Origin of the sequence: Gilliamella sp. Nev3-1 (assembly GCF_001690435.1) — a bacterium.
GTDB lineage: Bacteria > Pseudomonadota > Gammaproteobacteria > Enterobacterales > Orbaceae > Gilliamella > Gilliamella apicola_C.
This window is the reverse complement of the sequence record NZ_LZHN01000059.1, coordinates 1-14,937: the sequence shown is the minus strand read 5'-3', so window position 1 is coordinate 14,937 and position 14,937 is coordinate 1. Positions and strand designations below refer to the sequence as shown.

General features: G+C 37.0%; 11 protein-coding genes, 1 pseudogene and 1 riboswitch. Of the genes and pseudogenes, 4 read left to right on the top strand and 8 right to left on the bottom strand.

Annotated features, from left to right (window positions below):
* Positions 1–1,101: an amidohydrolase gene (locus A9G40_RS08555; protein WP_065582705.1), complete on the top strand. Its 1,101-nt coding sequence runs from the start codon at positions 1–3 to the stop codon at positions 1,099–1,101.
* A 108-nt stretch (positions 1,102–1,209) separates the two neighbouring features.
* Here the strand turns inward: A9G40_RS08555 and ribB are convergent, their stop codons facing one another.
* The 6 genes and pseudogenes from ribB to eco form a co-directional block, all read right to left on the bottom strand.
* Positions 1,210–1,854: a 3,4-dihydroxy-2-butanone-4-phosphate synthase gene (gene ribB / locus A9G40_RS08550; protein WP_065582704.1), complete on the bottom strand. Its 645-nt coding sequence runs from the start codon at positions 1,852–1,854 to the stop codon at positions 1,210–1,212.
* A gap of 163 nt (positions 1,855–2,017) precedes the next feature.
* Positions 2,018–2,197: riboswitch (FMN riboswitch) on the bottom strand.
* A 110-nt stretch (positions 2,198–2,307) separates the two neighbouring features.
* A complete protein-coding gene (locus A9G40_RS08545) occupies positions 2,308–3,066 on the bottom strand; it encodes an ABC transporter permease subunit (protein ID WP_081302218.1) in 759 nt (252 codons plus the stop codon).
* Positions 3,067–3,309: 243 nt separating this feature from the next.
* Positions 3,310–4,182, bottom strand: a pseudogene (potH, locus tag A9G40_RS08540) (putrescine ABC transporter permease PotH); the annotation flags it as partial.
* Between the two features lie 318 nt (positions 4,183–4,500).
* Complete coding sequence (gene potG, locus A9G40_RS08535) at positions 4,501–5,637, bottom strand: putrescine ABC transporter ATP-binding subunit PotG (RefSeq protein ID WP_218057107.1); 1,137 nt, start codon at positions 5,635–5,637, stop codon at positions 4,501–4,503.
* 100 nt (positions 5,638–5,737) lie between these two features.
* The gene (locus A9G40_RS08530) at positions 5,738–6,847 is read right to left on the bottom strand and encodes an extracellular solute-binding protein (protein WP_065580074.1); all 1,110 of its coding nucleotides are present in this window, start codon (positions 6,845–6,847) and stop codon (positions 5,738–5,740) included.
* A gap of 339 nt (positions 6,848–7,186) precedes the next feature.
* Positions 7,187–7,681, bottom strand: coding sequence for a serine protease inhibitor ecotin (gene eco, locus A9G40_RS08525; RefSeq protein ID WP_065582703.1), 495 nt, complete (start codon positions 7,679–7,681; stop codon positions 7,187–7,189).
* A 104-nt stretch (positions 7,682–7,785) separates the two neighbouring features.
* Between eco and ydiK the strand changes: the two genes are divergently transcribed.
* Positions 7,786–8,838, top strand: a complete 1,053-nt coding sequence (gene ydiK / locus A9G40_RS08520; RefSeq protein WP_065582702.1) for an AI-2E family transporter YdiK — start codon at positions 7,786–7,788, stop codon at positions 8,836–8,838.
* 196 nt (positions 8,839–9,034) lie between these two features.
* Complete coding sequence (pssA, locus tag A9G40_RS08515) at positions 9,035–10,393, top strand: CDP-diacylglycerol--serine O-phosphatidyltransferase (protein ID WP_442902722.1); 1,359 nt, start codon at positions 9,035–9,037, stop codon at positions 10,391–10,393.
* A 369-nt stretch (positions 10,394–10,762) separates the two neighbouring features.
* On the opposite strand, the gene guaB is transcribed toward pssA, so the two are convergent.
* Together guaB and ubiG are read right to left on the bottom strand one after the other, a co-directional pair.
* Positions 10,763–12,229: an IMP dehydrogenase gene (gene guaB / locus A9G40_RS08510; protein WP_065582700.1), complete on the bottom strand. Its 1,467-nt coding sequence runs from the start codon at positions 12,227–12,229 to the stop codon at positions 10,763–10,765.
* 175 nt (positions 12,230–12,404) lie between these two features.
* Positions 12,405–13,103, bottom strand: a complete 699-nt coding sequence (gene ubiG / locus A9G40_RS08505) for a bifunctional 2-polyprenyl-6-hydroxyphenol methylase/3-demethylubiquinol 3-O-methyltransferase UbiG (RefSeq protein ID WP_065582699.1) — start codon at positions 13,101–13,103, stop codon at positions 12,405–12,407.
* 308 nt (positions 13,104–13,411) lie between these two features.
* Here ubiG and A9G40_RS08500 point away from each other — a divergent pair, with 308 nt between their 5' ends.
* The gene (locus A9G40_RS08500) at positions 13,412–14,773 is read left to right on the top strand and encodes a sodium-dependent transporter (protein ID WP_218057109.1); all 1,362 of its coding nucleotides are present in this window, start codon (positions 13,412–13,414) and stop codon (positions 14,771–14,773) included.
* Positions 14,774–14,937 lie beyond the last annotated feature (164 nt).

Here is a 14,937-nt window from a genome sequence, read left to right as displayed (position 1 = left end):
ATGTCAAACGTATTAGAGCATTATTGTTATTTACATCAAATTCCTGAGTTAGGCTTTGAGGAGCATAAAACGTCGGCATATATTGCACAACAGCTTGAACAAGTCGGTTATAAAGTAAGTCGCAATATTAATAACACAACTGGGATTGTTGCCCAATACGATAGCGGAAAACCAGGCCCAGTTCTGGCTTTACGGGCTGACATGGACGCATTGGGTCATATCATTGATGGTAAGCATTGTGCAAGACACACCTGCGGTCATGACGGACACTCATCAATATTATTAACCGCAGCACAAGAATTAATTCAAGAAGGCAGTATCAAAAAAGGGCGATTAAAACTGATTTTCCAGCCAGCTGAAGAACTTGGTTCAGGCGCTTTAGCCATGATTAAAGGTGGCATTATTGATGATGTTGACATGATTATCGGCCTACATTTACGCCCTAAAGACGAATGTCCTAAAGGCTTTGCCGCAGCGGCAATGTACTATTCGGCATCCACTACAATTGAAGCAAACATTCATGGTATACCTGCGCATGGTGCTCGCCCACATTTAGGCATTAATGCGCTTGATGCAGCTGCACTTGCCATTCAAGCAGTTAACACCATTCAACTGACACCAAGTTTAACTTATAGCATCAAAGCAACACGTTGCATTTGTGATGCAGGGGTAACTAATGCCATTCCATCTGAAGCTTATGTATGTTGGGATCTAAGAACCTCAACAAATTCAGCTATGCATGATCTAAAAGCCAAAACTCTAAATGCAATAAAACTCAGTATTGAATCTATCGGTGCAAAAGTGGATATCAATGTAACTAAAGAGATCCCTGCAGCTGAAATTGATAACGATGTCACCCAAATTATTGCCGAAGCTATTGTTGATGTACTTGGAAAAGAGGGCTTAAAAGATCCAATCTTTACCCCAGGTGGAGAAGATTTTTTCAACTATCCATGTGAACGCAATGTCAAAGCTGGTTTTTGGGGGTTAGGAGCTGATTTAACCCCAGGATTACATCACCCAGAAATGAAGTTCGACACTTCAGCATTAGAAAATGGCGTTAAAATAACAAAAGTCTGTGCATTAAAAGTACTTGGTTGATTTCGACTCCTATCCGCCGATGCTTTCGGCGGAAAATGGTATATACTGCAAACAACATTTCAATATTGCTATTATTTAGTATAATTAGTTAAAGTCTCTTTTTTAGTACTACACTGCTAACGATTTACGATACTCAACAATATCTTCAATGGTCACAACGGGCATATGATATTGTTTTGCAAACTTTACCACTTCAGGTGCTCTTGCCATTGTGCCATCATCATTTGTTAACTCACACAGGACTGCAGCAGGTTTTAAACCCGCTAATGTCACTAAATCAATTGATGCTTCGGTATGACCTCGGCGAACCAATACCCCCCCTTCTTTAGCAACTAATGGAAAGACATGCCCGGGGTGATTAAGATCGCTAGGTTTAGCGTTATCATTAACCGCAGCTTTAATGGTCGTGACGCGGTCGGCAGCAGATACCCCCGTTGTTACACCATCGGCAGCTTCAATCGAAATAGTAAACGCAGTATTATTTTTACTGGTATTATTGGCCACCATCATAGGCAATTCCAATTCTTCGCAACGTTTTGGCGGTAAACATAAGCAAACAATGCCACTACCATAACGAATAGTAATAGCCATTTGTTCGGGAGTGATTGACTCAGCAGCCCAAATAATATCGCCTTCGTTTTCACGATCTTCATCATCTAAAACTAGCACACCTTGACCGGCTTGAATTGATGCAATGGCCTTTTTGACTCGTTCGATTGGAGTTCCAAACTCATTCAGATTAAACTGATTCATGGTAAATACCTATATTTTTAATTTGCTCATTTCATTATTTACTTAATTAAATTTGAATCATTATTGATGCATCAAATTAATTAAGTACAAATAAATAAAATACCAGAATCAGGGCTGTGCTTGACCAGTATGACTTTGCCTTTCAGCAAACATGAGAAAGATAAGCAACTCTCTTTTATCCAGACTTTAACTGTCGGCTTTGGAATTTCACCAAATCTGCTTGACCTTAATATATTTAGATGGTTTGTTATTAATAAAATAAACAGACCATTAAAATCTAAAATATTAAGCGCTCGTGGGCTATACCACCGGTGGGGAATTACGCCCCGCCCTGAGAATTTAGCCAAATAAATTGACCATTCACACTATAATACAAAATGATGGAAAAAACACGGAGATTTTAAAACGTAATATTGCCGCAATATGCGGCAATATTGAGATAAGAGGCAGGATTTAGTGCTTATGTGTTTCTTGAATGCGACGTCGCTCAGACTGACGCATCCATAACCACGAAATAAAACCGATAATCCCGACAATGAGTAATATAATTGTGGCTAAAGCGTTGACTTGTGGATCGACCCCTAAACGTACTTTTGAAAATATTAATTTAGGTAATGTCATTGCGCCTGGCCCTGTTACAAAATTAGCAATTACGACATCATCAAGTGATAAGGTAAATGCAAGTAACCAGCCAGAAACTAATGCCGGTGCAATCATTGGTAATGTAATAACAAAAAAGACTTTCAATGGGTTAGCACCTAAATCTAAAGCCGCTTCTTCAATAGATTTATCAAGTTCACGAAGCCTTGCACTAATGACTACCGTAACATAGGCAGTGCAGAAAGTCGCATGTGCCATCCAAATAGTTATTGCACCTCGATCTTTTGGCCACCCCAAGACCTGCCCCATACCCACAAACAATAATAACAATGCCAAACCAGTAATAACATCAGGCATAACTAACGGCGCTGTTGTCATAAATGAGAACAAATTAGACCCACGGAATCGCCTAAAACGGATAATTGCATAAGCGGCTAATGTGCCGAGCACAACAGCAAAAGTAGCAGCGCATGCAGCAATAGATAGACTTAATCCGACAGCTTTAAGTAGTGTTTCATTGTGAATTAGCTCAAAATACCATTTGACTGAAAAACCCGCCCAAACTGTTACTAGCCGAGAACTGTTAAACGAATAAACAATCAAAATGATCATGGGGATATATAAAAACGAAAAGACAACTAAAAAGATAAGCCCCTTCAAGCATCGAAAAAACAGCGCTATAGTAACTAAAACCGTAAGTATAAAACTAAAAGTAATACAGCCGTAATAAAAGCCACTTTGCCCCAAAAGCGCTAATCCCGATGATGAAATCAAAATACTCAATAAAATTGCACCTAGCAAAGAGGAGATAAATACAATCAGGGCGGATCGTGTAATAACAGGTAAATTGTTCATCTATTTACCCCCCATTTGTCGATTTTGGAATTTATTAAAATAGTAAATTGGTACAATTAATATCATCAACATCACACTTGCAACGGCTGAAGCTGCTGGCCAGTCATGATTGTTAAAGAACTCGGTCCAAAGCTGGGTACCAATCATAATGCCTTCAGAAGGCCCTAATAATTCAGGGATCACATATTCACCTACAGCAGGAATAAACACCAACATTCCCCCAGCAATAACACCATTTTTAGTCAAAGGTACAATAATTTTAAAAAACGTTTTAATTGGTTTACAACCTAAGTCTAGTGCCGCTTCAATTAATGTCGAATCGACCTTACTTAACGATGTATAAATTGGCAATACCACAAAGGGTAAATACGAATAAACAATACCAATATATACCGCAAAATAGGTTTTCATAATAATCAATGGCTGATCAATGACGCCTAACCACATCAAAAAGTGATTTAACAGTCCATTAGGGTTCAAAATACCAATCCATGCGTAAACACGAATTAAAAACGATGTCCACGAAGGTAAAATAATCAATAATAATAAAATGTTACGGGTTGACTGTTTACATTGTGAAATCGCCCATGCCAATGGATAGCCAATCAAAATACACAGTATGGTTGAAATGGCTGCAATTTTAAGTGATTGCAAATAGGAATCAATGTAAATAGTATCACTAATTAGATTTAAATAGTTGCCAAAATTTAGCGCAATATTAAGTATACCATCATCATAACTGAGTAAATCAGTATAAGGTGGTACAGCCAAAGCCATTTCTGAAAAGCTGATTCTAAATACAATTAAAAATGGCAATAAAAATAGTAGCAACATCCATAAGTAAGGAATGGCAATGACCACTAATCTACCATATAACGTCATCAAATCTGAATCGCTATGCTGTTGGCGCATTTTTTTATAAGCAAAATAAATTACTACAAACCCAACAGGAATAAACGCTATGCTACCAGCAATTATTAACCGATAGGCGAATTTAGATGGCTTGTAATTAACTAAATATAAACCTAAACATGACAGCAAAAAACTCAATGTCATTGCGGTAAATAGCGCATCTAAAAATAAGTTATCAAAAGCACCTGTTGTTACAAAACGCCAATAAACATTGAGTAACACAAATGCATTTAATAACAATCCCAATAAAATGGATCGCATCACTATATCCTCTTTTGTTTATTCGGTAAGCACAACACAGCTATCAACTTCCCAACTTAAGTTAACAATATCTCCCCAAGTTGGCATACCTTTACGATAGCGGTGTTCATTTTGCAATTGTGCAATGATAATTTGGCCACTTGGCAATTTCACATGATAAATCGATAGATCACCTAAATAAGCAATTTCGACAACCTCACCTGTAGCACAGTTATACCCATCTTCAGGGAGTTGGTCACATAATTGGATTTTTTCTGGACGTAAGGCAATCTTAGCTGGTACACCTTCTACCGCTGGTGAATCATAATCGACTTTTAATGGATGTTTAATGGTAGGGCAACTGATAATTAAGCCGTCTTCTAATGTATCTTGTAAAATACCATCAAATATATTAACTGAGCCAATAAATTCAGCACTGTATTGGCAATTTGGATGTTCGTAAATTTCTTCTGGCTCACCAATTTGAACAAATTGACCTTTGTTCATAATGGCAATACGACCTGCCATTGTCATGGCTTCTTCTTGATCATGGGTTACCATTACGCAAGTTGCTCCTACTTGCTCTAAAATGCTCACCACTTCAAGTTGCATACGATCACGTAGTTGCTTATCTAGTGCACCCATGGGTTCATCAAGCAACAATAATTTTGGTCGTTTAGCTAGGCTTCGAGCTAATGCCACACGTTGTCTTTGCCCTCCTGATAATTGGTGGGGTTTGCGTTTGCCAAATTGCTCCATATGCACTAACGCTAACATTTCTTCAACACGCTGTTTAATCTCATTATGACTTAACTTGTCTTGCTTTAAACCAAAGGCGATATTTTGCTCAACCGACATGTGAGGAAATAGAGCATACGATTGGAACATCATATTAATTGGGCGATTATAAGGTGGAACTTGTGATAAATCCTTACCATCAAGAATTATTTGACCTGATGTTGGTTGTTCAAAACCAGCAAGCATACGTAGTAGTGTTGATTTACCGCTTCCTGATGCGCCCAGTAAAGCAAAAATTTCGCCAGTATAGATAGTCAAATTGACATCATCAACAGCATAATAATCATCATTAAAAACTTTCGTTAAATTTTTGATCTCCAATAGCGGAGTTATCATCTTTTTTTTAGGCTGTACCTGATTTGTTGTTTTATTATTCACTCTTTTTTCCTCATAACAACAAGCCAAAAAAAACGAGACGGAAAGATCAAATTAATCTCCCCGTCTAGAATAGACCAATAAATAATTAGATAATTACTGCTTATTTACCAGTTTTTAATTTTGTCCACGTACGTGTGATAACACGTTCAAGTTTGGGTTCTTTAACCTTCAAGGTAAATAATTTTTCCATTACTTCTGGTTTTGGATAAACCGCAGGATCATTTTTCACATCTGGTTTTACAAATTTGTCGTTTGCTTCTTTATTGGCGCTAGCAAAATTAACATCATTAGTCACTTGCGCTGCAATTTCAGGTTTCATGACAAAATTTAAGAACTCGTGTGCTTCGTCAGGATTAGCTGAATCTTTTGGAATGGCAAAAGTATCAAAAAAGACTAATGCCCCTTCTTTTGGAATTTGATAGCCCACATGCACACCATTTTTTGCTTCATCAGCTCTATCGCGTGATTGTAAAATATCACCCGACCATCCTAAAATCACACAAATATCACCATTTGCTAAATCAGTAATATATTGTGAAGAATGGAAATAACGAATATTTGGGCGAACTTTTTCTAACAACTCGTAAGCAGCACCTGTGTAATCTTTAGCATCAGTACTATTCGGATCTTTTCCTAAATATTGAAGAGCACTTGCGAAAATTTCGGTTGGGGCATCTAAAAACGCTACGCCACAATCTTTCAATTTTTCCATATTTTCAGGCTTAAATACTAGATCCCAGCTATTAACTGGCGCATCGCTACCTAAACGCTCTTTAACTTTATCAATGTTATAGCCAATGCCTGTTGTCATCCATACATAAGGGATGGCATATTTATTATCAGGATCATGGGTAGCCATTAATTTCATTAAATTAGGATCAAGATTTTTCCAGTTAGGTAATTTACTTTTATCTAATGGAAGATAGATATCAGATTTAATCTGTCTAGCTAAAAAACTATCTGATGGCGAAACCACATCAAAACCAGAATGGCCTGCCATTAATTTACCTTCAAGTGCTTCATTTGAATCATACACATCATAAACAAGTTTAATACCTGTTGATTTTTCAAAATCAGTAATTGTATTAGAGCCGATTTGCCCTGCCCAATTGTAAAAATGCACGACGCGATCTTTAGCAATAGCAGGTTGAGATAACGCTAGTGAAACACCAGCCACGATTGAAAGAATTGTTTTACGTTGAGTAAACATGCTCACCACTTCTCCTCTAGTTGTAGGGATATTACATGTTAGACACAAGCCCATTGCAAAGAAACAACGGACCCCCAAATTTTGCCATCGACGTTGAGAAAATGATATAAATTACCAATGTAACACCGCCAAGCGAAACCGAGGTAATCAGGCAATCACAAGTCATTAATAATGATAAATGAACATGTAGAGCTAACCTTGCATTACAAGGGATAAAATACCTTTTTTTTCAAAGATGTCCACTTAAAAAATCAAATATTGAAAGTTTCAAGATTGAGTGGACAGATTTTGACCACTCAATCGATAATTGATAACCAATTAACAATTCATAAATACAGATTATTCTGCATTAGCTTCTAGAATTTTATCCTTAGGTTGCCAAACACGGTATTTAACTTGCAAATCGTTAGGCACATAAAAAACTAATGGTACACTGCTGTTATAGTTAAATAAGCCTAAATTGTGGTTAAGGGTCACAAATTGATTTTTATTGCTTCCTTCAGGGCAAGCCATTAAAGTTGAAATATTACCTGCGGCCTTTTCAACCACATAGTACGAATATCCCCAACCTTTAAGCTCTTCTTGCTTAACAGTACCACCAATATTGTGTAAGTTACAATCAACATTCATTTCCTTGCCAATTATTACTTCAACTTTTGCATTGTTTTCGTCAGCAATAGCTGGCAGATGAATAGCATAACGTGTAACGCCCTCTTGAGCCGTTGGGAATGGTGCTGTATCATTAGCATTTTGTGCAATAGGTTTAATTTTTGGTGTGTTGGCACACGCCGTTAATGACACACCTAATAATGCCAATAATAATAATTTTTTCATTTTTAAATCTCCAGTATGAAAGAATGAATCATCGATACATCATATTAATTTTAATTGATAATGCGTATAATAACACAATATAGATTAATAAATATGGTGTTAAAATGCCAGCAGAAAAAAATACTACCGATTTACTCAAGTTGATTTTAAACTTATTAATTATTGGGTTGCTAATCATTATTACCTATCGTATTGTTGAAGTTTTCTTGTTTGGATTCTTTTGGGCGGTAATGGTAGTCATTGCGACTTGGCCATTAATGATAAAAATTCAAAAAAAACTGTTTAACAAGCGCTGGTTATCGTTGCTTGTTATGGCGTTAATACTTGCATTTGTTTGCATTATTCCATTTATATTAATTATTAGCTCTGTAGCACAAAATGGTCACCATCTTATTGAATGGGCTAAAACGTTACAACATCAAACACTACCCACGTTTGACTGGCTGGAAAACATACCGACCTTTGGTTCCGAGTTACATCAAAAATGGTTAAATCTGATTCAAACCGATGGTACCGATTTAGTGTCAAGCATCCAGCCTTATATTGGTACCATGATAGGTTGGCTACTTGAACAAGCCACTAACATTGGTATATTTATTTTTCATGCTGGCGTCATGATTATTTTTAGTCTATTACTTTTTTTAAAAGGCGAAAGCATCACTAAATATGTCTACTTACTAGCTAATCGACTCTCTAAGCAATACGGTGCAACCACCGTTACTTTAGCAGGACAATCTATCCGTGCAGTGGCATTAGGCGTTGTGGTGACCGCCATCACCTTAGCGTTAATCGGCGGATTGAGTTTTCTTCTCACCAATATGCCATTATCAGGCGTACTGACACTCATTTTATTTATTTGTTGTGTAGCCCAAATTGGCCCTGTAGTGGTTATGCTTGGCTGCATCGCTTGGCAATTTTGGTCAGGTCATACCATTGAGGGTATCTGTTTAATTGTTGTTGCCATCATCTTAACCACTTTAGACAGCGTAATGCGTGCTTACTTAATAAAAAAAGGAGCTAATTTACCATTTTTACTCATTTTATTTGGCGTAATTGGTGGTTTACTTAGTTTTGGTATAATGGGATTGTTTATTGGGCCAGTAGTACTTGCATTAACTTACAAAATAATTGAAACATGGGTTGATGAGCAGTCTTAAACCATTTATCATCCTAGCAATAAAGCATAAACATGCTGCTAAAGGTCAATAAGCATAATGATATGGCGTATTTAGCCTAAAGCAACTTAATCGAAATGCGCACATTTTAAAAGGAGTGTTATTTTTACTGGTCTTATTTACATTACTTTTAACTATCATTAGCCTAAAGTAATTTACCAGTTATAATGATAAATAAATCATGCGAATACCATTTATAAAATATAATCACCAAAAGCATCTAGATGAATTAGCAAAAATTCAACAAAATGCCGAACAATATGAGATATTCAATAGTCCAAAAGCATATCGACTAGCGTTAATTGACAAGATAAAAAACGCTCAGCAACGTATTTATATTGTCGCACTTTATCTAGAACAAGACGAAGCAGGTCAAGAAATTCTTAATGAGCTTTATCAAGTTAAACGGCAACGTCCAAATTTAGATATCAAAATATTTGTTGACTGGCATCGAGCACAGCGAGGAAGAATTGGTGAAGATAAAGCGCATACTAACGCCAATTATTATTACCAATTAAAACAAAAGAATCCAGAAATTGACATTCCAATTTATGGTGTACCAGTTAATCGTCGTGAGGTGCTTGGTGTATTGCATCTTAAGGGTTTTATTATAGATGATACGGTTATTTACAGCGGTGCAAGCATTAATAATGTCTATTTACACAAACTCGATAAATACCGTTATGACCGCTACCACTTTATTACTAATCCAGTATTAGCTGATAGCATGGTGCAATTTATTCATGAGCATTTTTTACCATATCAAGCATTGCAATTGCTTAATTTGGGCACGCATAAAACCCGCAAACAGATCAAATCTGAAATCAAAGCCCTGCGCCAACATTTAATGGATGCAAACTACCAATACAGCGCCAATACTGACAATGAAACTTTATCAGTTGCACCAATAATGGGGCTTGGGCGCAATAATGCTTTAAATAAAATTATTCATCACTTAATAAACGTTACCGAACAAAAAGTAATCTTTTGCACGCCTTACTTTAATTTACCAAGTATTTTAGTCCGCGACATTATCCGTCTGTTACGCAAAGGACGGAAAGTGGAACTGATTATTGGTGACAAAGAAGCTAACGATTTTTACATTCCACCAGATAAACCTTTTAACATATCGGGTGGGCTACCCTATTTATACGAAATCAACTTAAGAAGCTTTATCGAGCGCCTGCAACTCTTTATTGACAAAGAACAACTGATTATCCGCTTATGGAAGGATGAACAACAAAGCTACCACCTTAAAGGTATCTGGGTAGACGATAAATGGGTGCTTATAACAGGCAACAATCTAAATCCGCGAGCGTGGCGGCTAGATCTTGAAAATGGCATATTAATACATGATCCAAAACAAGAATTGAGTGACAAATTCACCCAAGAACTAAACGCTATACGCCAAAAAACTACCTTGGTCACTCATTTTCAACAAATACAGGCAAGCCAATTTTATCCTAGCCAAGTGCATAAATTAATAAAGCGACTCAGCCGTATAAAAGTGGATAGAATTATTAAACGATTGCTATGAAGTTATTGATATTTTAGATAACTAAAATAAGCACTGCCTAGCCAAATACCCTTGTTTGCTGGGGCAGTGCTATGCTTTATCAGGAACAACTCATTAAAATTAAATAAAAAGGTGGAATAACCCAAAATCATGTTTTGCAGCCTTATGTTAGGGTTGAGAGAGAATTCAGAACTAAATCTCCCAATTCAGGCGTGATGGCATCAATTATTCTGGGCACCAAAAGAATAAAACATTCCCCCCAATACTCCCCCTAAAATAACTTTTGACGTTATAAAAACAGTACGTTTTCTATAAAAACGGTTCAGAAAAGTCATTGATTTTATTGAAGTTTTTTTATTTGCAAAAAAAAAGGAGGTTCCCCCCCCTTTTTTACGCGCCCGCTCTATAGTTAGGTGGCTCTTTGGTGATAAGTACATCATGCACATGGCTTTCTTTCATGCCTGCGCCAGTAATTCGATAGAATTTAGACTGAGTTCTTAATGCATCAATCGTTGCGCAACCAGTTAGCCCCATACAAGATCTTAATCCTCCCATTTGTTGATGAACGATTTCTTTTAATTGTCCTTTGTAGGCAATGCGCCCTTCTATTCCCTCTGGTACCAGTTTATCTGCAGCATTGTCGGTTTGAAAATAGCGATCAGACGATCCTTTTGCCATTGCTCCAAGCGATCCCATGCCACGATATGATTTATAGGCTCGACCTTGAAATAATTCGATTTCGCCTGGTGCTTCTTCTGTGCCTGCAAACATTGAACCGACCATAACGCAAGATGCTCCTGCAGCAATGGCTTTGGCTATGTCGCCTGAATAACGAATTCCACCATCAGCGATAACAGGAATATTATGTTTTTGTGCGACTTCAACTGCATCCATAATCGCACTAATTTGTGGCACACCAACACCTGTTACAATGCGTGTTGTACAAATAGATCCTGGTCCAATCCCCACCTTAACAGCGCTAACTCCAGCTTCAATTAAGGCTTTGGCACCTTCAGCGGTGGCAACATTACCGCCAATAATTTGTAAATTAGGATAATTCTTTCTAGTTTGATAAATACGGTCAAGTACACCTTGCGAATGGCCATGTGAAGAGTCAATTAGCAACACATCAACGCCAGCCTCAACTAATGCGGCGATGCGCTCTTCATTACCTGGCGCGGCCCCAACAGCAGCTCCCACACGCAGGCGCCCTTTTTCATCTTTACAGGCATTGGGTTTTTGCTCGGCTTTGTTGTAGTCTTTAACGGTAATCATACCTTTTAGGTGGAAGCGTGAATCAACAACAAGCACTTTTTCGATACGGTGCTCATGCATTTTTTGAAGTACGATTTCACGTTGCTCACCTTCTTTGACGGTAACTAAGCGATCTTTAGGCGTCATAACGGCAGTAACAGGTAAAGATAAATCGGTGGCAAATCGTACATCTCGTGCAGTAATAATTCCAACCAGTTCTTGGGTTTCAGTCACAACAGGAAATCCAGCAAAACCATACTCTTTAGCTAGATCAATAACTTGCTTTATGGTTGCAGTAGGTAAAACAGATACAGGATCTTGAACTATACCACTTTCGTGTTTCTTTACTTGCCTTACATGATTGGCTTGATTTTCAATTGACATATTTTTGTGAATAAAACCAATTCCCCCCTCTTGTGCTAACGCAATGGCTAGATCTGATTCGGTTACTGTATCCATTGCTGCTGATAGCATTGGAATATTAAGTTTTATGGTTTGGGTTAGTTGCGTACTAATATCAGCTGTGTTCGGTAATACCGTTGAGTGGGCGGGAACTAATAGCACGTCGTCAAACGTGAGTGCTTCTTTAACTATACGAGACATGACAATATTCACCATTGGTTGGATTGTTGATAAAATATTGCCAAAGCATTTTACTTACTTTTACTTAAAAAAACCAGTGATATTTATATTAGATACGATTTATTAAGATAATATAAAATTATATGCATATTATATAGACAATTTGTTTTAACCTACACATTGCTCTTTTATTTTCCTAACGGTTTGCCATTAAGATGTAGTTGACATCAATATTAGGTCCTAATTTAAATTGGTTTCTCAATAGGTGGTACTCCATGCCTATCACATCACCAACAGTGAGACCTGCTTGCTCAACAAGCGACATTAATTCTGAGGGACGAATAAAGCGATTAAAATCATGTGTACCTTTAGGTACTAGCCGAGCAATATATTCTGCTCCATAAATTAATAGCAATTTTGCCTTATGATTGCGGTTAATCGTCGATAAAAATAATTTACCCCCTGGTTTAAGCAATTTTGCACAAGCATCAATAATTGAAAATGGATCGGGGACGTGTTCTAACAGTTCCATACACGTTACAATATCATATTGCATAGGATTTTGCTCTGCATGCTCTTCTACGGTCTGTTTTTCATAGGCAATAGATAAACCATTTTGCGCAGCATGCAGTTTTGCCACAGCGAGTGGCTCATCAGCAAGATCAATGGCTGTCACATTAGCACCAAGCTTCGCTAAGCTTTCAGATAAAATACCACCACCACACCCCACATCTAATACCGTTTTTTGATCTAATAATCCACAATGTTGTTGTATATAATTAACACGTAATGGGTTGATAATATGCAAAGGTTTACATTTGCCATCAAGATCCCACCACTGAGCAGCTAATTGTGAAAATTTATTTATTTCATTAAAATCAACATTTTGTGACATAATAACTTTTCCTATAAAGCACAGCCTAAATTCATAATCATACATTTTAAGGCATCACTACTATCAATAAAAGGGCAAAATATAAATTTATCCTGCTGTTAATATTTAGTTATTAGCTTGTCACAAATTGAATTCAAGTTACTATAAAATTTAATAGTCAAATTGTTATTTATATTAATAGTTTTAATGATTTCTTGTTTCCATGCTTATTTCATGGCATGATTTAACATCTTATCTCTAATAAAAACGTTTTTAAGCATTAGCTTATACTAGGATTAACCAATTAAGAATAAAGGAAAAAAATATTCATGAGTACGGGTACTATGAAGGAAAATCACTCACAATGGAGCTCGCGCATGGGATTTATGCTTGCTGCGGCTGGTTCTGCTGTTGGGTTGGGTAACATTTGGAAATTTCCATATATGGCAGGTGAAATGGGGGGCTCAGCATTTGTGCTCACTTATTTGCTTTTTATGTTTGTTATTGGCTTGCCGATTTTAGTTTTAGAATGGTTAATTGGTCGTCGTGGACAAAAAAATCCTATTCATACCATGGAAGATGTTGCTGTTTCTGAAAATCGTTCTAAATCATGGCGTTGGGTTGGTATTATTGGCGTAGTAGGATCATTTTTAATCCTATCATTTTATAGTGTTATTGGTGGTTGGGCGACCGATTACATTATTTTAGCTGGTCAAGGGATTTTTGAAGGCGCTAATGGCAAAGTTACAGAACAAATTTTTAGTAACTTCCTTGGCAATGTGAGCCATTTATTAACTTGGCACACTGTATTTATGGCTGCTACCGCATTTATTGTAGCACTGGGCGTTGGTGCTGGTTTAGAAAGAGCGTGTAAAATTATGATGCCAGGACTAGGTATCTTGTTGTTAGTATTAGTTGGATACGCAGCGTATGTCAGTGGTCCATCTTTTGGTGAAGCATTTAGATTTTTATTCACGCCAGACTTTTCGGCTATTAATGGCACTGCTATGCTAGCCGCTCTTGGGCATGCATTTTTTAGCTTATCTTTAGGTATGGGCATTATGATGGCTTATGGCTCGTACTTAGGAAAAGATGTTAACCTACTATCTACCGCCCGCACAGTGGTAATTTTAGATGTTATTGTCGCAATGCTATCAGGTATGGCTATATTTCCACTGGTTTTTGCAAATGGTTTACAAGCAGGTGAAGGACCTGGGCTTATTTTTGTTACCCTACCAATTGCATTTGGAAATATGGCTGGTGGCACTATTTTAGGGGTATTTTTCTTTATCTTCCTAACTTTTGCAGCACTAACTTCTTCTATTTCATTACTTGAACCAACGGTTGAATTATTAGAAGAAAAAACACCATTAGGTAGAAAGTCAGCAACGATTTTAAGTAGCCTAGTTATCTGGGCATTAGGTATTGCTTGTATTTTGTCATTTAATGAATGGGCCGAAGTAAAACTATTTGGTAAAAATATTTTTGATTTACTTGATTACCTAACAAGTAAAATCATGTTGCCAGTTACTGGATTAGGTACGGTTGTATTTGGTGCTTGGATGATGAATCAAAAACGCATTCGTGAAGAGTTAAATTTAAACGATTTTTGGTTTAACATTTGGACAATACTAACTCGTTATGTTGTGCCAGTAGCTGTTATCATAATTTTGGTTTATGGATTCGTCTAAAAAGCCATTATAACTCCAGTTAAAAGCCTTGATATATTCAAGGCTTCAGATTGATGACAAAGAACTCGCTTTTTGGCGAGTTCTTTGATCTAATAGAGAGGAGTCCACTATAAGAGAAGTTCTTCTATGCTAAAAAAACCAACTCCAGCGACACCAGAAAAAAT

What these genes read in the sequence shown, in the direction of transcription:
- ydiK (WP_065582702.1), top strand. Translation starts at nt 7,786, where the DNA reads ATGCCAGCAGAAAAAAATACTACCGATTTACTCAAGTTGATTTTAAAC.
- A9G40_RS08530 (WP_065580074.1), bottom strand. Translation starts at nt 6,847, where the DNA reads ATGTTTACTCAACGTAAAACAATTCTTTCAATCGTGGCTGGTGTTTCA.
- ribB (WP_065582704.1), bottom strand. Translation starts at nt 1,854, where the DNA reads ATGAATCAGTTTAATCTGAATGAGTTTGGAACTCCAATCGAACGAGTC.
- A9G40_RS08545 (WP_081302218.1), bottom strand. Translation starts at nt 3,066, where the DNA reads ATGATCATTTTGATTGTTTATTCGTTTAACAGTTCTCGGCTAGTAACA.
- ubiG (WP_065582699.1), bottom strand. Translation starts at nt 13,103, where the DNA reads ATGTCACAAAATGTTGATTTTAATGAAATAAATAAATTTTCACAATTA.
- guaB (WP_065582700.1), bottom strand. Translation starts at nt 12,229, where the DNA reads ATGTCTCGTATAGTTAAAGAAGCACTCACGTTTGACGACGTGCTATTA.
- A9G40_RS08555 (WP_065582705.1), top strand. Translation starts at nt 1, where the DNA reads ATGTCAAACGTATTAGAGCATTATTGTTATTTACATCAAATTCCTGAG.
- A9G40_RS08500 (WP_218057109.1), top strand. Translation starts at nt 13,412, where the DNA reads ATGAGTACGGGTACTATGAAGGAAAATCACTCACAATGGAGCTCGCGC.
- eco (WP_065582703.1), bottom strand. Translation starts at nt 7,681, where the DNA reads ATGAAAAAATTATTATTATTGGCATTATTAGGTGTGTCATTAACGGCG.